Origin of the sequence: Nocardioides alcanivorans (genome assembly GCF_021555175.1) — a bacterium.
Lineage (GTDB): Bacteria > Actinomycetota > Actinomycetes > Propionibacteriales > Nocardioidaceae > Nocardioides > Nocardioides alcanivorans.
This window is the reverse complement of record NZ_JAKGRW010000057.1, coordinates 195,379-216,761: the sequence shown is the minus strand read 5'-3', so window position 1 is coordinate 216,761 and position 21,383 is coordinate 195,379. Positions and strand designations below refer to the sequence as shown.

General features: G+C 69.5%; 18 protein-coding genes and 5 pseudogenes. All 23 read left to right on the top strand.

The genetic code is table 11. The features are described 5' to 3' along the window. The first annotated feature begins 134 nt into the window (after positions 1-134). The 23 genes and pseudogenes from ftsL to L1066_RS25545 all read left to right on the top strand — a co-directional run bounded on the left by ftsL (position 135) and on the right by L1066_RS25545 (position 21,330). Positions 135-731, top strand: coding sequence for a cell division protein FtsL (gene ftsL, locus L1066_RS25655; RefSeq protein ID WP_235739164.1), 597 nt, complete (start codon positions 135-137; stop codon positions 729-731). Beyond that, on the top strand, positions 728-1,411 hold the full coding sequence (locus L1066_RS25650) for a penicillin-binding protein 2 (RefSeq protein WP_235739163.1): 684 nt from the start codon (positions 728-730) through the stop codon (positions 1,409-1,411). Before ftsL ends, L1066_RS25650 begins: the two co-directional genes overlap by 4 nt. A gap of 14 nt (positions 1,412-1,425) precedes the next feature. Beyond that, positions 1,426-1,776, top strand: a complete 351-nt coding sequence (locus L1066_RS25645) for a penicillin-binding transpeptidase domain-containing protein (RefSeq protein WP_235739162.1) — start codon at positions 1,426-1,428, stop codon at positions 1,774-1,776. Further along, entirely contained in the window at positions 1,704-2,483 is a 780-nt protein-coding gene (locus L1066_RS25640; RefSeq protein WP_235739161.1) for a penicillin-binding transpeptidase domain-containing protein, read from the top strand. Before L1066_RS25645 ends, L1066_RS25640 begins: the two co-directional genes overlap by 73 nt. A gap of 49 nt (positions 2,484-2,532) precedes the next feature. Beyond that, positions 2,533-4,095 carry a UDP-N-acetylmuramoyl-L-alanyl-D-glutamate--2,6-diaminopimelate ligase gene (locus L1066_RS25635; protein ID WP_235739159.1) on the top strand — a complete coding sequence of 521 codons (1,563 nt, stop codon included), beginning with the start codon at positions 2,533-2,535 and terminating at the stop codon, positions 4,093-4,095. Between the two features lie 5 nt (positions 4,096-4,100). Then, positions 4,101-5,477 (top strand): UDP-N-acetylmuramoyl-tripeptide--D-alanyl-D-alanine ligase, encoded by a 1,377-nt coding sequence (locus tag L1066_RS25630; RefSeq protein ID WP_235739157.1) that lies wholly within the window; start codon positions 4,101-4,103, stop codon positions 5,475-5,477. Further along, positions 5,474-6,588: pseudogene (gene mraY / locus L1066_RS25625) on the top strand (phospho-N-acetylmuramoyl-pentapeptide-transferase). The gene L1066_RS25630 and the pseudogene mraY overlap by 4 nt, the downstream one beginning before the upstream one ends. Next, positions 6,570-8,036, top strand: a pseudogene (gene murD / locus L1066_RS25620) (UDP-N-acetylmuramoyl-L-alanine--D-glutamate ligase). Before mraY ends, murD begins: the two co-directional pseudogenes overlap by 19 nt. 14 nt (positions 8,037-8,050) lie before the next feature. Then, positions 8,051-9,298, top strand: coding sequence for a putative lipid II flippase FtsW (ftsW, locus tag L1066_RS25615; protein ID WP_235739155.1), 1,248 nt, complete (start codon positions 8,051-8,053; stop codon positions 9,296-9,298). Positions 9,299-9,306: 8 nt separating this feature from the next. Beyond that, positions 9,307-10,376: pseudogene (gene murG / locus L1066_RS25610) on the top strand (undecaprenyldiphospho-muramoylpentapeptide beta-N-acetylglucosaminyltransferase). Further along, a pseudogene (murC, locus tag L1066_RS25605) lies at positions 10,373-11,823 on the top strand (UDP-N-acetylmuramate--L-alanine ligase). Before murG ends, murC begins: the two co-directional pseudogenes overlap by 4 nt. After that, positions 11,816-12,325 carry a cell division protein FtsQ/DivIB gene (locus L1066_RS25600; protein WP_235739151.1) on the top strand — a complete coding sequence of 170 codons (510 nt, stop codon included), beginning with the start codon at positions 11,816-11,818 and terminating at the stop codon, positions 12,323-12,325. Before murC ends, L1066_RS25600 begins: the two are co-directional and overlap by 8 nt. Positions 12,326-12,877: 552 nt before the next feature. Beyond that, positions 12,878-13,823 (top strand): annotated as a pseudogene (ftsZ, locus tag L1066_RS25595) (cell division protein FtsZ); the annotation flags it as partial. Between the two features lie 299 nt (positions 13,824-14,122). Further along, on the top strand, positions 14,123-14,893 hold the full coding sequence (gene pgeF / locus L1066_RS25590) for a peptidoglycan editing factor PgeF (RefSeq protein WP_235735383.1): 771 nt from the start codon (positions 14,123-14,125) through the stop codon (positions 14,891-14,893). After that, on the top strand, positions 14,847-15,548 hold the full coding sequence (locus tag L1066_RS25585) for a YggS family pyridoxal phosphate-dependent enzyme (protein WP_235735384.1): 702 nt from the start codon (positions 14,847-14,849) through the stop codon (positions 15,546-15,548). Before pgeF ends, L1066_RS25585 begins: the two co-directional genes overlap by 47 nt. A 55-nt stretch (positions 15,549-15,603) precedes the next feature. Further along, positions 15,604-16,074 carry a cell division protein SepF gene (locus tag L1066_RS25580; RefSeq protein WP_235735385.1) on the top strand — a complete coding sequence of 157 codons (471 nt, stop codon included), beginning with the start codon at positions 15,604-15,606 and terminating at the stop codon, positions 16,072-16,074. A 6-nt stretch (positions 16,075-16,080) separates the two neighbouring features. Beyond that, complete coding sequence (locus tag L1066_RS25575) at positions 16,081-16,368, top strand: YggT family protein (RefSeq protein ID WP_235735386.1); 288 nt, start codon at positions 16,081-16,083, stop codon at positions 16,366-16,368. A 91-nt stretch (positions 16,369-16,459) separates the two neighbouring features. Beyond that, positions 16,460-17,245 carry a DivIVA domain-containing protein gene (locus L1066_RS25570; protein ID WP_312007117.1) on the top strand — a complete coding sequence of 262 codons (786 nt, stop codon included), beginning with the start codon at positions 16,460-16,462 and terminating at the stop codon, positions 17,243-17,245. A gap of 190 nt (positions 17,246-17,435) precedes the next feature. Beyond that, positions 17,436-18,383: a TraR/DksA family transcriptional regulator gene (locus L1066_RS25565; protein WP_235735387.1), complete on the top strand. Its 948-nt coding sequence runs from the start codon at positions 17,436-17,438 to the stop codon at positions 18,381-18,383. Further along, positions 18,356-18,946 (top strand): signal peptidase II, encoded by a 591-nt coding sequence (gene lspA, locus L1066_RS25560; protein WP_235735388.1) that lies wholly within the window; start codon positions 18,356-18,358, stop codon positions 18,944-18,946. The genes L1066_RS25565 and lspA overlap by 28 nt, the downstream gene beginning before the upstream one ends. Continuing rightward, entirely contained in the window at positions 18,939-19,868 is a 930-nt protein-coding gene (locus L1066_RS25555; protein WP_235735389.1) for an RluA family pseudouridine synthase, read from the top strand. The genes lspA and L1066_RS25555 overlap by 8 nt, the downstream gene beginning before the upstream one ends. 2 nt (positions 19,869-19,870) lie before the next feature. After that, on the top strand, positions 19,871-20,326 hold the full coding sequence (locus L1066_RS25550; RefSeq protein ID WP_235735390.1) for a GNAT family N-acetyltransferase: 456 nt from the start codon (positions 19,871-19,873) through the stop codon (positions 20,324-20,326). A gap of 26 nt (positions 20,327-20,352) precedes the next feature. Continuing rightward, complete coding sequence (locus L1066_RS25545; RefSeq protein ID WP_235735391.1) at positions 20,353-21,330, top strand: DUF2332 domain-containing protein; 978 nt, start codon at positions 20,353-20,355, stop codon at positions 21,328-21,330. Positions 21,331-21,383: the final 53 nt, after the last annotated feature.

Sequence of the window (21,383 nt, the reverse complement as noted above, 5' to 3'; positions counted from 1 at the left end):
GAGTGAGCACGGGGAGGGACGCGCGTGAGTGAGTGGAGCGAGCGAACCGTTCGGAGTTCATGTGCGCCGAGGCGCGCGCAGCGTAGGGCGCGGAGCCTGCGGAGCAACCGGAGTGAGCACGGGGAGGGACGCGCATGAGTGAGCGGGCCGCAACCGTCCGGAGCAGGCTGCCTCGTATTGCTGAGCAGGCGGTCCAACGTGCCCGCCTCACCGTCGTTCCACGCCGCGACCGGCCCGGCAACGGCGTCCCGTTCGTGGTCTTCGTCAGTCTGCTGCTGGTGGCCGGCGTCATCGGCCTGCTCATGCTCAACACCACGATGCAGCAGAACTCCTTCCGTGCCACCGCGCTCGAGAAGGAGGCGCAAGCCCTCACTGCCCAGCGTGAAGGGCTGGAGCTCGACCTGGCCAAGCTCAATGACCCGCAGGCCGTGGCCGAACGTGCCCAGGACCTGGGCATGGTCGAGGCCAACGTGGCCGACTACGTCGATCTCGCCCAGGGCAAGGTCATCGCTTCGGGTGCGCTGCCGGCCACTGCCGACAACAAGCTGTCCATCAAGGCCAGGGCGCCGGACAAGCCGGACGTGCTCAACCCGCCCAAGAGGATCAAGTGGCGAGATGCGGACAACAACCGGCGCAACCGCGACACGGGTGCAGCCTCGTCGGATCGGGAGTCCGGGACGGGTAGGAATGGGGAGCAAGCAGAGTCCCCGGCCGACCGGAGCAACCGTTGACCTCACGCCAGTCCTCCCTCGGAGGGACACGCGGCAAGGCGCACCTGCGGCTCCGGCTGGGGTTCATCGTCATCGCGATGGTGCTCTCGTTCTTCGCGGCGCGGCTCGTCCAGCTGCAGGTGATCGACCCTGGCTCCATCGCGGCGATGGCCGCGAAGGAGGGCACCGTGCGCGTCGAGCTGCCCGCAGCCCGAGGCGCGATCCTCGACCGCACCGGCACCGAGCTGGCGACGTCGGTCAGCGGCGTCATGGTGGTGGCCGACCCCCAGATGACGAAGAAGGACGCGCCCGAGATCGCGACGATCCTGTCCGACGAGCTCGGCCTGGACTACTTCGAGACCCTCGAGCGCCTGCGTCGCGAGGACTCCCGCTTCCAGTACCTGGCCCGTCGGCTTCCGGCGACGAAGGCCACGGCGGTCGTCGAGACGTTGGTGGAGCAGGGCTACAAGGGTGTGACCACCCGGCGTGACCCGATCCGCGGCTATCCGGCCAAGGACATCGCGGCCAACCTGGTCGGTTTCCTCGGCGAGGACGAGCCGTTGGGCGGCCTCGAGCGCACCTTCGACGCGCAACTCGCCGGAGTCGACGGCGAAGCCCGCTACCAGGTGGGTGGAGGCAACCGGATCCCCCTGGGGAGAACACCACCGTCAAAGCACAGGACGGCGAGGACCTCCAGCTGACCATCGACCGCGACGTGCAGTGGTATGCGCAGCGGGCGCTGCGCAACGCGGTGGAGCGGGTCGGTGGGGAGTCCGGCACGGTCATCGTCGCGGACACCGCTTCCGGCGAGCTCCTGGCGCTGGCGGACTACCCGACGTACGACTCGAACGACCCGCTCGGTACGGCTGCGAGCGATGACGATCTCGGCTCCCGCGCCGTCTCCGAGCCCTACGAGCCGGGCTCGGTCGAGAAGGCGCTCACCTTCGCGGCGTTGCTCGACCAGGAACTGATCACCCCCGCACCCGGATCACGGTGCCCTCCGAGCTGGAGCGAGCAGGGGCCAAGCCGATCGGTGACCACTGGGACCACGACACGATCCGCCTGACGGCCGCCGGGGTGCTGGCGAAGTCGTCCAACATCGGCACCGTCATCGCGGCCCGCCAGTCCGACAAGCAGAAGCTGGCCGACTACTTGGCCGACTTCGGACTCGGTCAGCGCACCAACGTGGGCGTGCGCGGCGAGACCGCCGGGATCCTTCCCCAGGGCCAGTGGAGCGACGGCGCCCGCGACACCATCGCCTTCGGGCAGGGCCTCAGCGTCAACGCGCTCCAGATGACGGCAGCGATCAACACGATCGCCAACGGCGGCGTGCACGTGGACCTGAGCCTGGTCAAGGGCTCGACCACCACCGACACCGGGCTCGAGGTCGGCACCGACCACACCGAGACCCGTCGCGTGGTCAGCGAGCGCGCGGCGAAGGACACCGCCGAGATGATGGAGCTGGTGGCCCAGCCCGACGGGGTCTCCCCGATGGCGGCGATCCCCGGCTACCGGGTCGCCGGCAAGACCGGCACCGCCCAGCGCGTCGTCGACGGCCGCTACGACGGCAGCTTCACCGTCTCGTTCGCCGGGTTCGCTCCGGCCGACGACCCGAGGTTCACGGTCTACGTGGTCATCCAGGACCCGCAGAACGGCCAGGGCGGCGGTGGCGCCGCCGGCCCCGTCTTCGCCAAGGTGATGACCTACCTGCTCAACAAGTACGGCGTGCCCAGCACCGGCACCACGCCGAGCACCCTTCCCGTCGAATGGTGACGGCGCCCGTCGTGGTCGAGCTGAGGCACTCCTTGGGTAGCCTCAGGTGGTGACCGAAGCGGAAGTTCGACGGACGAGGCCGGCCGAGAGCCGCCGTACCCCACTGCGTGAGTTGGCCGCCCTGCTCGGGCTCCCCGAGTCCGACGACGCCACCGAGGTCACCGGTGTCACCCTGAGCACCGACCGGGTGCTGCCCGGCGACCTGTACGCCGCCCTCCCGGGCGCCCGCGTCCACGGAGCCAGCTTCGCCGGTGCGGCCGTGGCGTCCGGCGCCGTGGCGGTGCTGACCGACGCTGCCGGCGCCGAGATCGTCGCCGATGCGGGGGTCCCCACGCTCGTCGTCGAGTCGCCGCGCACCGTCCTGGGGGCTGTCTCCGCCCATGTCTACGGCCATCCCACCCGGTCGCTGCGGATGATCGGGGTGACCGGAACCCAGGGCAAGACGACCGTCACCCGACTGGTCGACCTCGCCCTGACCGGTGCCGACGTGCCCTCGGCCGTCATCGGGACCATCGGCACCAGGATCCTCGGCGACGAGGTGCCCACGAGGTTGACGACCCCCGAGGCGCCGGACCTGCAGGCGCTCTTCGCCCGCATGGTCGAGGCCGGCGTCGAGACGTGCGCGATGGAGGTCTCCAGCCACGCGTTGGCGATGGGTCGCGTCGACGGGATCGTCTTCGACGTCGCGGTCTTCACCAACCTGGGCCGTGACCACCTCGACTTCCACGCCGATCTCGAGGAGTACTTCCAGGTCAAGGCCTCCCTCTTCACGGCACGACGGTGCAAGCGGGCCGTCGTCAGCAGGGACGACGAGCACGGCCGCCGCCTGGTGGCGCACGCGCAGGTGCCGACCGAGACCTTCTCCGTCCACGATTCCGGTGCCGACTGGAGTGCACATGCGGTGGTTGCCACGGCACGGGGTTCGGCCTTCGACGTGGTGCACGGTGACGACGCGGTGGCCACGGGGGTGCCGATCGCGGGCGAGTTCAACGTGGCCAACGGCTTGGCGGCGCTCGCCGCCGGCTCCCTCTCGGGCCACGACCTGCCCCGGCTGGCTGCGGCGCTGGTCTCCGGTGCTGGGGTGCCCGGTCGCCTGGAGCGGGTGGAGACGGGGCTAGGTTTCGAGACCGTCGTCGACTACGCCCACAAACCCGACGCGGTCGAGGCCGCGCTGAGCACGCTGCGTCCGCTGACCGATGGCCGACTGATCTGCGTCATCGGCGCCGGAGGAGATCGTGACACCGGGAAACGTCCGGTGATGGGCGAGATCGCGGCTCGTCTCTCCGATCTGGTGATCGTCACCGATGACAACCCCCGCTCGGAGGATCCGGCTGCCATCCGTGCAGCTGTGCTCGCCGGGTGTGCCGGCCCCGCCGAGGTCCTCGAGATCGGAGACCGACGCAGCGCGATCCGCGCGGCCCTGGGCCGGGCCCGTCCCGGTGACGTCGTGCTGGTCGCCGGCAAGGGGCACGAGACCGGCCAGGAGGTCGCCGGCGTGGTGCACCCGTTCGACGACTGCACCGTCGTGGCCGAGGAGGCCGGTGCACTGGTCGAGGAGGCCGGTGCACTGGTCGAGGAGGCCGGTGCACTGGTCGAGGAGGCACGTCGGTGATCGCGATGACGCTTGCAGAGATCGCGGAGGTCGTCGGCGGTCGGGTCGAGGGGGACGCGGCGCTCGTCGTCTCCGGCGCGGCCAGCATCGACAGCCGTGCGGTGCCCCCGGAGGGGCTCTTCGTGGCGCTTCCCGGCGAGCGGGCCGACGGTCACGACTACGCGGTGGGCGCGGTCGAGGGTGGCGCCACCGCCGTACTGGGCAACCGAGACACCGGCGTCCCGACGGTGGTGGTCGATGACCCGGCCCGGGCCCTGGCTGCCCTGGCCAGCCATGTCCGTGGTCGCCTCACCGCCACCGTCGTCGGCATCACCGGATCCCAGGGCAAGACCGGCACCAAGGACTACCTCGCCCAGGTGCTCGCCAGCGCGGGCCCGACCGTCGCCACCGCCGGCAACTTCAACAACGAGCTCGGCGTGCCACTCACGGTGCTCCGCGCCGCCGCCGACACCCGTTTCCTCGTCGTGGAGATGGGTGCCCGCGGCAGTGGTCACATCGCCCATCTGTGCGGTGTCGCTCGACCACACCTCGGCGCGGTGCTCAACGTCGGCTCCGCCCACGCCAGCGAGTTCGGCAGCGTCGACGACACCGCCCGGGCAAAGGGCGAGCTGCTCGCCGCGCTCCCGGCCGGCGGCGCGGCCGTCGTGAACGCAGCCGATCGACGTACCCGGGTGGGACTGGAGGGCGCGCGCGTCGCGCGGGTGGTGAGTTTCGGTGCCACCGACGCCGATCTCACCTGGAGCGAACCGGAGTACGACGACCTCGGTCGCGCCCGTACCACGTTGCACTGGCAGGAGCAGGCCGCCGAGGTCCGGCTGAAGGAGATCGGGGTGCACCAGGTGGCCAATGCGGCCGCGGCCGGTGCCCTGGCGCTGGCAGCCGGCCTCGAGCTCGACCAGGTGGCCACCGCGCTCAACGGGGCGGTCAGCCAGTCGCGCTGGCGGATGGAGCTGTTGGAACGCCCCGACGGTCTCGTGGTGCTCAACGACGCCTACAACGCCAATCCCGAGTCGACGCTCGCCGGACTGGAGACGTTGCAACGCATCGCCCGGGCCAGCGGCCGACCCGCGGTCGCCGTGCTGGGGGTGATGGGGGAGCTGGGGGCGGGCCATCACGCCGGCCACGTCCGGGTGGGCCGGGCCGCCGCCGAACGCGGTATCGACCTCGTCATCGCTGTCGGCGACGAGGCTTCGGGCGTGGTCGAGGGCGCGTCGAGCATCACATCGTGGACGGGTTCCGTCGTGTCCGCGCCTGACCGGGAGTCGGCTCTGGCAAAGTTGCGCGCAGAGATCGGACCGCGCCACGTCGTCCTCGTGAAGGCGTCGCGTGCAGCCGGACTGGAAGTGTTGGCCCAGCAACTGTCGGAGGAGTCCGGAGCATGAGAGCAATCCTGCTCGGTGGGGGATTGTCGCTGATCCTGTCGCTGCTCGGCACCCGCTACGCGATCCGAGTGCTCTCGGCGCGAGGCTATGGCCAGGAGATCCGCGAGGACGGTCCCACCACCCATCAGACCAAGCGTGGCACCCCGACGATGGGTGGCATCGTCATCATCCTGGCCACGGTGATCGGCTACTTCTTCGCGAAGATCGTGACCGGCAACACGCCCAGCGCCTCGGCGCTGTTGTTGCTCTTCCTCTTCGTCGGGATGGGCACCGTCGGGTTCCTCGACGACTTCATCAAGATCTACAAGCAGCGCAACCTCGGCCTGCGCAGCAAGGCCAAGATGATCGGGCAGACCGTCATCGCCCTGGTCTTCGCGGGCCTGGCACTGTCGCCGTGGTTGGAGGACGACCGCGGCCAGACCCCGGCCTCGCGGCACCTCTCGTTCATCCGTGACCTCGACCAGTGGACACTGCCGGTCGTCGTCGTGATGCTGCTCATCTGGCTCTTCGTGACCGGGTTCAGCAATGCGGTCAACCTCACCGACGGCCTCGACGGCTTGGCCGCGGGTTCGGCGATGATGGTCTTCGGCGCCTACACGATCGTGAACATCTGGCAGAACAACCAGTGGTGCGGCCAGGAGAACATCAACTACGGGCGCTGCTACGAGGTGCGGGATCCGCTCGACCTGGCGATCATCGCCGCCGCGATCACCGGCGCCTGCTTCGGCTTCCTGTGGTGGAACGCCTCCCCGGCGCAGATCTTCATGGGCGACACCGGCTCCCTGTCGCTCGGGGAGCGCTGGCCGGCTTCGCGATCCTGACCCGCACCGAGCTGCTGCTCGTCGTCATCGGCGGTCTCTTCGTCGTGGTCACGCTGTCGGTGATGATCCAGGTCAGCTTCTTCAAGGCGTCGGCCCGCAGCGGATTGGTGCGGAAGGTCTTCCGGGTGGAGAAGGGGCACCGGGTCTTCCGGATGGCCCCACTGCACCACCACTTCGAGATGCTCGGGTGGGAGCAGGTCAACGTGGTGATCCGCTTCTGGATCATCTCCGGCCTCTTCGTCGCCACCGGCCTGGGGGTCTTCTACGCCGAATGGGTGGCGGGCACGTGAGGGACGCGTCAGCTCTCGGCCGCGCCGACCAGTGGGACGGGGTCAAGGCGGTCGTTGCCGGCTTTGGCGTGTCCGGGATCGCCGCGGTCGACAACCTGCTCTTCCTGGGCGCTGACGTCACGGCCCTCGATGAGCGGGAGAACTCCCACGGTGAACGCGCCGACCTGCTCGAGTCGCTGGGTGCCAAACTGCGACTCGGTCCCGGCAGCACCGCCACGCTTCCCGACGACGTCGACGTCGTGGTCACCTCGCCCGGCTGGCGTCCGGACGCGCCGCTGCTGGCGCAGGCGACCGCCCGCGGCATCCCGGTGTGGGGAGAGGTCGAGCTCGCCTGGCGTCTGCGTGACCTCGAGCGCCCGGCGCCGTGGTTGGCGATCACCGGCACCAACGGCAAGACCACGACGGTGCAGATGCTCGACTCGATCCTGCGTGCGGCCGGCAAGCGCAGCCTGGCGGTCGGCAACGTCGGCACCCCGATCGTCGAGGCGGTCATGGATCCGACGCCGTACGACGCACTCGCGGTCGAGCTCTCCAGCTTCCAGCTGCACTGGACCTCGTCGATGCGGGCCGAGTCGGCAGCGGTGCTCAACCTCGCAGAGGACCACCTCGACTGGTACGACGGCGCCGACGGCATGAGTCGCTATGCCGCCGACAAGGCCCGGATCTTCCACCAGGTGGAGAAGGCCTGCGTCTACAACGTCGCCGACCCGGTGACCGAGCAGATGGTCGTCGATGCCGATGTCGTCGAAGGGGCGCGGGCCATCGGGTTCACGCTCGGGATGCCTGCCGTCGGGATGCTCGGCCTGGTCGAGGACATCCTCGTCGACCGCGCCTTCATCGCCGAGCGGGCGACCAGCGCCGCCGAGCTGCTCACCATTGGTGAGCTCGCCTCCGACGCCCCCACTTCGTGGCCAACGCGCTGGCCGCGGCTGCGCTGGCGCGCTCGCACGGTGTCAGTCGCTCGGCGGTGGCCGAGGGTCTGCGGAGCTTCCGCCCCGACGGCCACCGGATCGAGAAGGTCGCGGTCGTCGGTGACGTCACCTGGGTCGACGACTCGAAGGCGACCAACCCGCACGCCGCCCAGTCGTCGCTGCAGGCCTACGAGTCCGTGGTCTGGGTGGCGGGGGACTGGCCAAGGGGGCCCACTTCGACGACCTGGTCCGTACCGTCCGTGATCGGCTGCGGGGCGTCGTACTGATCGGTGCCGACCGCGACGTGATCGCTGCTGCACTTTCGCGACACGCTCCCGATGTGCCCGTGGTGGTCGTCGGCGGCGGCGAGACTGGCTCCGACGCACTGATGGACGACGTGGTCGCTGCTGCGGCCGGACTCGCGACTCCGGGGACACCGTGCTCCTGGCGCCGGGATGCGCGTCCATGGATCAGTTCGCCGACTACGGCGAACGAGGTAGGAAGTTTGCCGAAGCGGTGCACCGCCTCGGCCGGTGAGGAAGGGGACGCGCGTGGCCAGCACCACCAGTGAGCGTCCTCGCACCGAGCAGCGCTTCCGGACTCCGTCGTGGTGGGCCACGGTCCGAGAGGCGATCGATCGCCCGCTCACCGCCTACTACCTGCTGCTCGGCGCCTCCGGGCTGCTGCTCACCATCGGACTGATCATGGTGCTGTCGGCCTCGAGCGTCTATGCGTTCAAGATGACCGGCAACTCCTACTCGATCGTCGAGAAGCAGCTGATGTGGGTGGCGATCGGTCTTCCGGTCGCGTTCATCGCCAGTCGCATCCCGCGGGTGTGGCTGCGACGACTCACCTGGCCGATGCTCATCGTCGCCATGCTGCTGCTCGCGGCGACCCAGACGCCGTTGGGCGTGCGGGTCAACGGCAACACCAACTGGCTGGCCCTCGGGCCGATCCAGATCCAGCCGTCCGAGGTCGCCAAGCTCGCGGTGGTGCTGTGGGCGGCCCACATGTATGCCAAGAAGGACAAGCGGCTCCACAACTGGCACCCGATCCTCATGCCGGTGGTGCCCGGGGTGCTCGCCGTGGCCGGACTCATCGTCATGCAGCACGACCTGGGGACGGCGCTCGTCATCTTCGCGATCCTCATCGGGATGCTCTGGGCGATCGGTGCACCGGGACGGCTCTTCGGGTTCGCCCTCGCACTCATCGGTGTGGTCGCGCTCTACCTGGCCAACAGCAACTCCGAGCGGCAGCAACGGCTCTTCAACTTCATCGATCCGTTCAAGGACTACCAGGACGCGGGCTGGCAGCCGGCTCACGGGCTCTACGCCCTGTCCACCGGCGGGCTCTTCGGCCAAGGCATCGGGGCCTCGCAGCAGAAGTGGGGCGACCTGCCGGAGGCTCACACCGACTTCATCTTCGCGGTGCTCGGCGAGGAGCTCGGTCTGGTCGGCACGTTGCTGGTGCTGGCGCTCTTCCTCACCATCGCCTACGCCGCCATCAGGGTCGCGACGCACACCAAGGATGCGTTCGTGCGTTATGCGACCTTCGGGATCATCATCTGGCTGATCGGTCAGATGATGGTCAACGTCGGAATGGTCCTCGCAGTGCTGCCGGTCATCGGCATCCCCCTACCCCTGATCTCCTACGGTGGGTCGGCCCTGTTGCCGTCCTTGGCGGCGCTGGGCATCCTGATCGGGTTCGCCCGTTCCGAGCCCGAGGCCGCGCGTGCGCTCGCCGCCCGCAAGCGCCGCCGTACCGCGGGTCTGTCCGCACCCACGTCACGTCGACCCTAGGTAGAAGAATGCGTGTCCTGCTCGCCGGTGGGGGAACTGCCGGCCACACCTCGCCCCTGCTCGCCACCGCTGATGCGCTGCGTCGGTGGGATCCGGCGACCGAGATCACCTGTCTGGGCACCCCGCGGGGGCTGGAGAACAGGGTGGTCCCCGAGGCGGGCTACCGGCTGGAGCTGATCCCGCCGGTGCCACTGCCGCGCAAGCCCAGCGGCGACCTCTTCCGCGTGCCCGGTCGGTTGCGGGCTGCGGTCAAGGAGACCCTCGCGGTCTTCGACCGGGTGCAGCCCGACGTCGTCGTCGGCTACGGCGGCTACGTCTCGATGCCGGCCTATCTCGCTGCCCGGCGCCGCAAGCTGCCACTGGTCGTCCACGAGCAGAACGCACTGCCCGGCATCGCCAACAAGGTGGGGGCCCGGATCGCGCAGCGCGTAGCGGTGAGCTTCCCCGACACCCCGTTGAAGAAGGCGGAGTACGTCGGCCTCCCGATCCGTCCGATGATCTCGGGGCTCGACCGGGATGCGCTGCGCGCCGAGGCGCGCGCCCATTTCGGACTCGACCCGGAGCGTCCGACGCTGCTGGTGACCGGTGGCTCCCAAGGGGCCCGGCGTCTCAACCAGTCGGTCTCGGAGTCCGCCCAGGCACTCGGTGCGGCCGGCGTGCAGGTGCTGCACGTGGTCGGGCCCAACGGCTCGGCCGAGCCCGTGGAGACCGGGGTGCCCTACCGGGTCGTGCACTTCGTCGACCGGATGGACCTCGCCTACGCCACGGCCGACCTGGTGCTGTGCCGTGCTGGTGCCTCCAGCGTCACCGAGGCGGCTGCGACCGGCCTGCCCGCGATCTTCGTGCCGTTGCCGATCGGCAACGGGGAGCAGGCGCTCAACGCCAAGCCCGTCGTCGACGCCGGGGAGCGCTGCTGGTCGCCGACGCCGACCTCACCGCAGACAAGGTGCGCGAACTGGTGCCGGCGTTGGCCAACGATGCAGAGCGGTTGACCGCCATGGGCGCCGCGGCCTCGGACCTGATCCCGCGCGACGCCGACGACAAGCTCGCCCGGATCATCGCGGAGGTCGCCCGATGAGGGTGCCGGTCCCTGCTCGGATGCTGCCCGCCTCGGCGTTGGGACGGGTGCACTTCATCGGCATCGGGGGTGCGGGCCTCTCGGGCATCGCCCGCATCATGCTGGCTCGTGGTGTCGTCGTCAGCGGCAGCGACGGAGCCGACTCGGCCGCGCTGGCTGCCTTGCGCGAGCTCGGCGCCCGGGTGCACGTGGGCCACGACGCGGCCCACGTGCACGACGTCGACACGCTGGTCGTGTCGACCGCGATTCGTGAGGACAACCCCGAATACCTGGCGGCCGTCGCGCAGGGGCTGCGCATCCTGCCCCGCTCCGCCGCGCTCGCCTCGGTGATGCTTGGGCGCCGTACCGTCGCCGTTGCCGGCACCCACGGCAAGACGACGACGACCTCGCTGCTCACCGTCGCGTTGCAGGCGGCAGGCGCCGACCCGACGTACGCCATCGGAGGAGAGCTCACCTCGACCGGCGTCAACGCTGCCGAGGGGACCGGTGACCTCTTCGTTGCGGAGGCGGACGAGAGTGACGGGGCGTTCCTCCACTACGCGCCGTATGCGGCCGTGGTCACCAACGTCGATGCCGACCACCTCGACCAGTGGGGCACGGAGGAGGCCTATCGAGCCGCCTTCGACGAGTTCGTCGCGACGCTCGATCCGGCCGGGTTCCTCGTGCTCTGCCTCGATGACCCGGGCGCCGCCGCGCTGGTCGCGACCGCGACCGAGGCAGGGCGCCGGGTGCTGACCTACGGCCTCGACGAACCTGCACCTGGATCCGCCGAACCTGCACAAGGTCATCTGCGAGCGGTGGATGTCGTCCACGACGGCACCCGTACGACGTTCGCCGTCGTGCGTGGCGGCGAGCGTCTGGGCGAGGTCACCCTCCGAATCCCCGGGCGCCACTACGTGCTCAACGCGCTGGCGGTGCTCGCCACCGGGCTCGAGCTGGGACTGCCGTTCGACGAACTCGCCCGCGGGTTGGGGAGTTCACCGGCACCCGGCGCCGCATGGAGCGCAAGGGCGAGGCGGGCGGCGTACGCGTCTATGACACCTATGCCCACCACCCGACCGAGATCCGTGGCGACCTCCAGGCTGCTCGCGAGGTGGCAGGTGCCGGTCGCCTGATCGTGGCCTTCCAACCCCATCTTGTCTCGCGCACCCGGCTCTTCGCCGAGCAGATGGGCCTCGAGCTGGCGGCTGCCGACGAGGTCGTCGTCGCCGACGTCTACGTCGCGCGCGAGGAGCCTGACAGTGCGGTGACCGGGCGGCTGGTCGCCGACGCATGCCCGCTCCCCGAGAGTGCGGTGGAGTTCGCCCCCACCCTCGAGGAGGTGGCCGAGGCACTCGCCCGTCGTGCACGCCCCGGCGACCTCGTGGTGACCCTCGGCGCGGGCGACATCACGACCGTGGGACCGAAGGTGATCTCGTTGCTGCAGGGTCGCGAGGCCGATGCCTGACCTCTCGGCGCGTTTCCGGCGTCGCGACACGGACCCCGAGGAGCTCACCCGGCGCAGGTTCGCGCGACGCCAGTGGCTGCGCCGCTGGCTGGTGTGGCGGGTGCTGCTCGCCGCGGCACTCGTCGTCGTGCTGGCGGCGGTCGGCGTCTGGCTGGTCTGGTTCTCCTCGGTGCTGGGCGTCTCCGGGGTCGACGTCGAGGGCACTGACCACCTCGGCGAGGACGAGGTGCGGGTGGCCGCCGCAGTCCCCGCTGGCGAGCCGCTGGCCACTCTCGACATCGCCGCGATCGAGAAGCGGGTCGAGGAACTGCCGGCGGTCAAGAACGCCGACGTCTCGCGGTCCTGGCCCGACAAGGTGTTGATCCAGGTGGAGGAGCGGCGGGTCGTCGCCGTCTTCCAAGTGGGGAGCGCTACCGCGGCATGGACGAGTCCGGTGTGGTGTTCCGCAACTTCGGCAAGCTCCCCGCCAACTTCCCGCTGCTGCGCGCCGACGGTGAGCTGAGCGGCGAGGTGCGCACCGAGGGCGCCACCGTGGCGGGCTCCTTGCCCCGCACCATCGCCAAACAGGTCGAGTACATCGAGTTGCGCACGATCGACCAGATCGACCTCCATCTCCGCGACGGCCGGACCGTCGTGTGGGGAGTGCCGAGGAGTCCGCCGAGAAGGCCGCCGTCCTCGCGGTCCTCCTCAGCGAAGAGGCCACGGTCTACGACGTCTCCGTGCCCGGTCGCCCCACCACCCGATGAGGTCTTTTCACGATCGTCCCTAACAGATTTGTCGTCACGGGTCCGATTTGTCTACAAATCTGTTAGGGACGATCGGTCCTGTGGAGAGGGTGTTGCGGAAATATCGCGGACCTGCGGGGCGTGTCGGCGGGGTTCGGGGCAGTGCCCTGCCTACTGTTCTTTGCATCGAGAGGTTGACATAACTATAACCCTTCAGTTGAGGGTTAGGGTTCATGGCAACCGATCGGTTCTTCCCCACAAGGCACCAAGTCAGGTTCACGGGTCCCACCGGATCTTTGGACGACACCGATCGGAGAGGCACGCACGACGTGGCAGCAGCACAGAACTACCTGGCCATCATCAAGGTCGTGGGCATCGGTGGGGGCGGTGTCAACGCCGTCAACCGGATGATCGAAGTCGGCCTCAAGGGCGTCGAGTTCATCGCCATCAACACCGATGCACAGGCCCTGCTCATGAGCGACGCCGATGTGAAGCTCGACATCGGTCGTGAACTCACCCGTGGACTGGGTGCCGGTGCCAACCCCGAAGTGGGTGGCCGAGCGGCCGAGGACCACGCCGACGAGATCGAAGAGGTCATCAAGGGCGCCGACATGGTGTTCGTCACCGCTGGAGAAGGCGGTGGCACCGGCACCGGTGGTGCTCCGGTCGTCGCCCGCATCGCCCGCTCGCTCGGCGCGCTGACGATCGGCGTGGTCACCCGCCCGTTCGCCTTCGAAGGCCGTCGTCGTGCCAACTCCGCCGAGGAGGGCATCGAGCAGCTGCGCGAAGAGGTCGACACCCTCATCGTCATCCCCAATGACCGGTTGCTCTCGATCAGCGATCGCAACGTGTCGGTGCTGGACGCCTTCAAGCAGGCCGACCAGGTGCTGTTGCAGGGTGTGTCCGGCATCACCGACCTGATCACCACTCCCGGTCTGATCAACCTCGACTTCGCCGACGTGAAGTCGGTCATGGCCAACGCCGGATCGGCGCTCATGGGCATCGGCTCGGCCCGGGGCGAGGACCGCTCGGTGGCCGCCGCAGAGATGGCTGTCTCCTCGCCCCTGCTCGAGGCGAGCATCGACGGCGCCCACGGTGTCCTGCTCTCCATCGCCGGTGGCTCCGACCTGGGTCTCTTCGAGATCAACGAGGCCGCCGCACTGGTGGCCGAGTCGGTGCACCCCGAGGCCAACATCATCTTCGGTGCCACGATCGATGACGCTCTCGGCGACGAGGTCCGGGTCACCGTGATCGCTGCCGGGTTCGACGGCGGCATGCCCAAGCGCCGTGACGAAGGCACGGTGCTCCGGCGCCAGCCTCCGCAGCAGACGCAGGCCGACACCCGGGCAGCTGCCCAGGCGTTGTCGGGGCAGCGCAACACCGACCGGGTGCAGCAGCAGGCGCAGCCTGCCCAGCGGCCCGTCCAGCAGCAGGAGCAGCCCGCCCCTGCTCAGCAGCAGCCCGCTCAGCAGCGTCAGCAGCCGGCACAGCAGCCGGTGCAGCGTCAGGCCCCGCGCCCGGTGGAGTTCGACGACGACGACCTCGACGTCCCGGACTTCCTCAAGTAAGCCCCGTTGTTCACCCATCGCGAGCGCATCGGCTCCGTCGACCTGGCCTTCACCGACCGGTTCGGCGGCGTCAGCGAGGCGCCGTACGACGAGCTCGACCTGGCGCTGCCGACCCCCGACCGCGTCGCCGAGTCCGAGGCCAACTGGCAACGGGTGATGGCCGAGTTCGCCCCGGGTGGAAAGCGTGTCGACATGCGTCAGGTGCACGGCAGCGTGGTCACCGCGCTCGAGGGGCCGAAGGACCCGGCACCCGAGTGCGATGGCCTGGTCACGGTCAGCCCCGACACGGTGCTGGTGGTGCGGGTTGCCGACTGCGTGCCGGTGCTGCTCGCCGATCCCGGCGCGGGGGTGGTTGCTGCCGCTCACGTCGGTAGGGCCGGGCTCGCCTCCGACGTGCTCGGGGTCACCCTCGATCAGATGGTCGCCGCCGGTGCCCGCACCATCGTCGCTCGCATCGGGCCCCACGTCTGTGGGCGGTGTTACGAAGTGCCCGCCGCTCTGCAGCGGGAGGTGGAGGCGCTCGTGCCCGGAGCGGCCGCCACCACGTCGTGGGGTACGCCGTCGCTCGACCTTGCGGCCGGCGTGCGGTCACAGCTCGCGCGGCCGGAGGTCGCCGAGGTCGCCGAGCTCGGGGTGTGCACCAAGGAGTCGCCCGATCACTATTCGCACCGCCGTGACGCGGAGCGTTCGGGACGCCAGGTCGGACTGATCATGTGGAGAGGGAGGCGCGTTGAGCCGCCGCCACGAACTTGCCGACGGGTTGGCCCGCACCCGTGAGCGCATCGCCCGCGCCTGTCGGGCCGCGAGACGTGACGCCGACGAGGTCACGCTCACCGTGGTCACCAAGTACTTCCCGGCCAGTGATGTCCGTCTCCTGGCCGACCTCGGCGTCACCGACGTGGGGGAGAACCGTCACCAGGAGGCCCAGGAGAAGGCGGCTGAGACAGCCGACTTGGGGCTCCGCTGGCATTACATCGGGGGTCTGCAGTCCAACAAGGCCGCGGCCGTGGCCCGCTATGCCGACGTCGTGGAGTCGGTCGACCGCCGCAAGTTGGTCGGTGGGCTCTCGCGCGGTGCCGTCGAGCGTGGGGCGGTGCTGCCCTGCCTGCTGCAGGTGAGCCTCGATCCGCCGGAGCAGGGCGAGGGGCGCTCCGGCGTACATCCGGACGACCTGGCCGCGCTGGCGGAGGCCGTGGTCGCGGCGGAAGGGCTGGAGCTTGCCGGCCTGATGGCAGTCGCACCGCTCGGTGCGGACGCCGACCAGGCGTTCGCTCGGCTTGCCGTGATCACCGAGCGGTTCCGCGCCGATCACCCCGATGCCACGGTCCTCTCGGCCGGCATGAGCGGAGACCTCGAGGAGGCGATCCGGCATGGCGCGACACACGTACGAATTGGCCGCGCGGTCCTCGGGGAGAGGCCCTCGGTCCAGTAATGTCACCAACATCCAACGTGCCCGACCTGGGCGCAGAACACCGGAGGAAAGACTCATGAGCGGCGCCATGCGCAGGATCGGTGAGTACCTCGGCCTGGTCGAGGAAAGCGACCGCATCTACGACGAGGAGCTCGACGACCAGGCCGAGGAGCCGGCTCGCCAGCAGGAGCGCCGTCCGGCGCCCGTTGCCGACCTGGCCGAGCGCCGTCGACCCCAGCCGGTCCCGACTTCAGGAGCAGTTGCCGAGTTGTCTCGCATCACGACCCTCCACCCCCGTACCTACAACGAGGCCCGCACCGTCGGTGAGAACTACCGCGAAGGTGTGCCCGTGATCATGAACCTGTCCGAGATGGAGGACGCCGACGCGAAGCGCCTGGTCGACTTCGCTGCGGGTCTGATCTTCGCCACCCACGGATCCATCGAGCGGGTCACCGCCAAGGTGTTCCTGCTGTCTCCTCCCAACGTCACCGTTGCGGCCGAGGACAAGCAGCGGATCGCCGAGGGTGGCTTCTTCAATCAGAGCTGACGCCAGGTGATCATCGGACAGATCATCCACATCGTCCTGTGGGTGTTCATAGCCCTGCTGTGGGTGCGCTTCATCTTCGACTGGGTGCAGATCTTCGCCCGGCAATGGTCCCCCGGGGGACCACTGCTGGTGCTCCTCGAGGTCGTCTACTCGGCCACCGATCCGCCGATCAAGGCACTGCGACGGGTGGTGCCGCCGTTGCGTCTGGGGACTATCTCCCTTGACCTCAGTTTCCTTCTGGTGCTGGTGGGGGCATACCTTCTGTTGCAACTCAACGCAGCGTTGCTGCTGTGAGCCGTTTGCCGGTCGCCGTCAGTCCCACGGCACCCGGTGACCTGTCTGGGCCCTGAGCCCAGGCGCTATTGTTCGGGACAAGAAACTGACCGTGACTACAGACGAATTGGGTGAGGTCATGCCGCTGACGCCTGAGGACGTGAGCAACAAGCGCTTTACTCCTGTCCGGCTCCGTGAGGGCTACGACATGGGTGAGGTGGACCAGTTCCTCGACGAGGTGGAAGCAGAACTGGCCCGACTGACGAAGGAGAACGAGGACCTGCGGTCCAAGCTGGCCGCAGCGCAGTCCGGCGCTCCGGTCCCGGCCGCGGAGCCCGTGCCCGCGCCGGCCCCCGCTCCGGTCGTCGAGACCAAGCCTGAGCCGGAGCCGACTCCGGTTCCGACGCCTGCTGCGGCTCCCGCACCGGCACAGGTCGAGACCATCAAGGTCGAGACCGTGGCGCAGGCCTCGGGTGCGGCAGCGCGCCTGCTCGAGATCGCCACGCGCAACGCTGACGAGCTTGTCGAGGAAGCCAAGAACGACGCGGACAAGATCGTGGGTGAGGCCCGCACCAAGGCCGAGCGCCTCGAGGCGGAGTCCAAGGCCAAGGCCGACCGCACGGAGATGGACGCACGTACTCGTGCCCAGCTCCTCGACTCCGAGACCGCGGAGCGCCGGACCCAGATGTTCGGTGCCCTCGAGACGGAGCGCGACAAGCTCCAGGCAGACGTCGAGGGTCTGCGCTCCTTCGAGCGTGAATACCGTTCGCGCCTGAAGAGCTACTTCACCGAGCAGCTCAACTCGCTCAACGCCAACAGCGACACGGGCGCGGAGATCGCCGAGGCCAGCCCGGCCCCGAAGCGACTGCGCTCGATCCTGGGTGACGAAGAGGGCTGAACCTCCTCGCTCCACGCGTACGACGGCGGTCGGCTCCCAGCGGGAGCCGGCCGCCGCTGCCATTTCCCTGAGCAGCGGGTCCCGCAGATGTGCGTGGCGCATTGAGTAAGCCGGCGGCACCCACTAGCCTCCCTCCCACCTGACCGAGTGTGACGACCGTCGCGCGTCGGTCTGACAGGACGGAGTCCCGATGGCGCGCAGCAGCAGGAAGTCAGTGATGGGCAGTGCCGCAGCGGCGGTGAAGCGCGTCATGTCACCGAAGCCGCGCGGGGAGGACGAATCCTCTGCCGCCACGCAGAAGGCAGCAACGAAGGCGGCACCTGCCAAGAAGGCACCTGCCAAGAAGGCGCCGTCAGCGAAGAAGGGCCCGGCGAAAGCCGCAGCGCCGGCGAAGAAGGCCGCGGCGAAGAAGGCGGCGAAGGCCGCAGCGCCGGCGAAGAAGGTGGCGCCGAAGCAGGGTTCGACCAAGGCTGCGGCACCTGCCAAGAAGGCTGCGCCGGCCAAGAAGGCGGCGCCGGCGAAGAAGGGCGCGGCAACGAAAGCAGCAGCCAAGAAGGCGACGCCTGCCAAGAAGGCTGCAGCAACGAAGGCGGCGTCGGCGAAGAAGGCTGCGCCGGCCAAGAAGAGCGCGGCCAAGGCGCCAGCCAAGAAGACGACGCCTGCCAAGCAGGCTGCACCAACCAAGAAGGCCGCACCAGCCGCGAAGAGCGCGCCAGCCAAGAAGGTCCCCACCGCCAGGACCTCCGCGAAGCTGGCGGTGCGCGAGGACGAGTCGGAGTGGACCAAGGCCGAGCTCAAGGAGGTCGTCGGAGAGCTCAAGGGCGAGGCCGAGCGGCTGCGTGCCGAGCTGGAGGAACACCAGCAGGAGATCACCGTGCTCCTGCGTGACTCCGGTGACGGAGCCGGTCACGACCAGGCCGACATCGGCGCCTCCAGCTTCGAGCGCGACCACGAGCTGAGCGTCTACAACAACAGTCGCGACATGCTGGCCCAGATCGAGCACGCCCTGGAGCGCATCGACGACAAGACCTATGGCGTGTGTGAGTCGTGTGGCAACCCGATCGGGAAGATGCGGCTCATGGCCTTCCCGCGTGCGACACTGTGCATGTCATGCAAGCAGCGCGAGGAGCGCCGCTGAGTTCCAGCGGCCGGAGTTCACCTTCCCGACCCGGCGATCGGCGTACCAGCAGGCTTCTCCTCTGGGCAGTCACCGTCGTCCTTCTGGTTGTCGACCAGACGACCAAGCATCTCGCCGAGACCCACCTGGTCATCGGCGAGACCAAGCCGATCCTCGGGGACCTCCTCGGGCTCCGCCTGGTCTACAACCCCGGGGCCGCCTTCAGCATGGGCACCTCGGCGACGGAGCTGCTGACGGGGTTCGCCTGCATCGCGGCGATCGTCGTCCTCGTGCTGTCGTTCCGGGTTTCCAGCAGGTTGTGGGCCGTCGGCCTGGGTTTCCTGCTGGCCGGCATCGCAGGCAACCTCACCGACCGGCTCTTCCGCGAGCCCGGCTTCTTCCGTGGCCACGTCGTCGACTTCCTCGCCCTGCCCAACTTCCCGGTCTTCAACGTCGCCGACATGTGCATCAACGTCGCCGCCTTCGTGATCATCGTCCAGGCGGTCCGTGGCATCCGTCTCGACGGCAGCCGCGAGGCAGCGGAGGAGAAGACCACCGAGCTGCCCGGGAGCAACGATGAGTGAACAACGCGTGGTGCTGATCCCGGAAGGCCTCGACGGGGAGCGTGTCGACGCGGCCATGGCACGCATGTTCGGCCTCTCCCGCACCAAGTCGGCCGAGCTGATCGCCACCGGGCTGGTCGAGCTGGACGGCAGCGGCGTGGGCAAGAGCGACCGGGTCACTGCCGGAGCCACCCTCGACGTGACGATCCCGCAGGAGCAGGACCCGCTGGCCGTCGTCCCCGAGACCGTCGAGGGCATCAAGATCATCCACGACGACGACTCGATCGTGGTGATCGACAAGCCCGTCGGCGTCGCTGTCCACCCGAGCATGGGATGGACGGGCCCGACCGTCGTCGGTCATCTCGCCGGCGCTGGCTTCCGCATCGCCACCAGCGGTGCCCCGGAGCGTCAGGGCATCGTGCAGCGCCTCGACGTGGGCACGTCGGGCGTCATGGTGATCACCAAGTCGGAGTACGCCTACTCGCGGCTCAAGAACGCCTTCCGGCAGCGCACCGTCGACAAGACCTACCACGCACTCGTGCAGGGCCATCCCGACCCGCACGAGGGCACCGTGGACGCCCCCATCGGCCGGCACCCGAAGTCCGACTGGAAGTTCGCCGTGATGGCCGACGGCCGGCACAGCATCACCCATTACGAGACGCTCGAGGCCCACCGCTTCGCGAGCCTCCTGCAGATCCACCTCGAGACCGGCCGGACCCACCAGATCCGGGTGCACATGTCGGCGCTCAAGCACCCCTGCGTCGGTGACATGACCTACGGGGCGGACCCCGCCTTGGCGCGCCGGGTGGGCCTGGAGCGGCAGTGGCTGCACGCCGTACGCCTCGGTTTCGAGCACCCGGGCACCGGTGACTACGTGACCTACGAGTCGACGTACCCCGACGACCTGCAGAACGCGCTCGACGTCATCCGCGACGCCCACTGACCGTGGCGGCGACCCTGAGCCTGCGCCCGGGCAGCGTCGAAGACCTTCCGCAGGTCGCCGACGTGATGATCGGAGCTCGCCGCGCAGCCCATCCGGCCATGCCGCCCCTGGCGCGTCCCGAGGTGGAGGTACGTCGCTGGGTCGCCGCGTGGGACCTGACGTCCGTCGATCTCTGGGTGGCCGAGTGGGACGAGGAGATCGTCGGCTTCGCGTCGGCCACCCCGACCTGGCTCGACCACCTGTACGTCGCCCCTCACCACGCCGGCACCGGCGTCGGGTCCGCGCTCCTCGCCCTGGTGCAGGCAGTGCGGCCCGAGGGAGTGGGGCTGTGGGTCTTCGAGACCAACCTCGCGGCCCGGCGCTTCTACGCACGGCACGGCTTCGCCGAGCTGCGTCGCACCGACGGTTCGGGCAATGAGGAGCGCGAGCCCGACATCGAGCTGAGCTGGCGGCCTTGAACTGCGCATCGGCGTAGCCTCGGTCCATGGACCCGTGGGGAGGCGCGCGCGAGCAGTACCAGGCCTTCGCCGAGCATGCCGTGGACTCGCCCTGCTTCGTCGACTGGAGTCGCCGCGTCGCCGACGACGAGGAGGTGCTCGCCTGGCTCGATGGGCTCCCGGCCGTCAAGCAGCAGCCCAACCTCGTCTTCGCCGCGGCCCGCTGGCACGGCGCTCCGGCGCCCGGCCCCTACGAGGGCTTCCGGCACGTCCTCCTGGAGGACGGCGGGATCCGCGCCACCATTCTCAGTCGTGCCACCCAGACCAACGAGGCGGGCCGGATGGCAACACTCGTGCCGGCGCTGGGCCAGATCGGTGGCGAGATCGCGCTGATCGAGGTCGGTGCCTCAGGTGGGCTCTGCCTTCATCCGGACCGCTGGGACTACGACTGGTCGCCGCTGGGGGAGTTGCGCGGAAGCGGGGGACCCACGCTCGTCTCGGTCCCGCTCGCTCCGTTCCCGGTGCCCACCCGGCATCCTGACGTCCGGTGGCGAGCAGGAGCAGACCTCAACCCGCTCGACGTCACCACCGATGACGCCGCCGCTTGGCTCACCAACCTGGTCTGGCCGGAGCAGGACGACCGGCGTGAGCTCCTCCAGCAGGCCATCGCGGTCGCAAGAGCCGAACCGCCTGAGATCCGCCGTGGCGACCTGTTCGACCTGCTGCCGGGGCTGCTGGCCGATGCCGGGCGGTGGGGCGTCCCGGTGGTGCAGCACACGGCCGTCATCGCCTACCTGCCCCACGAACGGCGCCGCGACTTCGACGAGATGATGCGTGCCCTGGTGGCCGAGGGCGCCTGCCGGTGGATCAGCAACGAGGACCCCGACGTGCTGCCGGAGGTCGCGAGGGCGGCTCCGGAACGGCGCAGCGATCGGTTCGTGCTCGGGATCGACGGGCACGCCGTGGCGTGGACCCACGGTCACGGGCGGGACTTCACCTGGTTCGGCGCCGGCACCGTCGGGTGAGCCGTGGGGCTGGTCACGCCGGTCGCCGAGAAGTGTCGGAGTGCCCTGCCAAG

What these genes read in the sequence shown, in the direction of transcription:
- L1066_RS25580 (WP_235735385.1), top strand. Translation starts at nt 15,604, where the DNA reads ATGAGCGGCGCCATGCGCAGGATCGGTGAGTACCTCGGCCTGGTCGAG.
- L1066_RS25600 (WP_235739151.1), top strand. Translation starts at nt 11,816, where the DNA reads ATGCCTGACCTCTCGGCGCGTTTCCGGCGTCGCGACACGGACCCCGAG.
- L1066_RS25555 (WP_235735389.1), top strand. Translation starts at nt 18,939, where the DNA reads ATGAGTGAACAACGCGTGGTGCTGATCCCGGAAGGCCTCGACGGGGAG.
- lspA (WP_235735388.1), top strand. Translation starts at nt 18,356, where the DNA reads ATGCAAGCAGCGCGAGGAGCGCCGCTGAGTTCCAGCGGCCGGAGTTCA.
- L1066_RS25545 (WP_235735391.1), top strand. Translation starts at nt 20,353, where the DNA reads ATGGACCCGTGGGGAGGCGCGCGCGAGCAGTACCAGGCCTTCGCCGAG.
- L1066_RS25565 (WP_235735387.1), top strand. Translation starts at nt 17,436, where the DNA reads ATGGCGCGCAGCAGCAGGAAGTCAGTGATGGGCAGTGCCGCAGCGGCG.
- L1066_RS25630 (WP_235739157.1), top strand. Translation starts at nt 4,101, where the DNA reads ATGACGCTTGCAGAGATCGCGGAGGTCGTCGGCGGTCGGGTCGAGGGG.
- ftsL (WP_235739164.1), top strand. Translation starts at nt 135, where the DNA reads ATGAGTGAGCGGGCCGCAACCGTCCGGAGCAGGCTGCCTCGTATTGCT.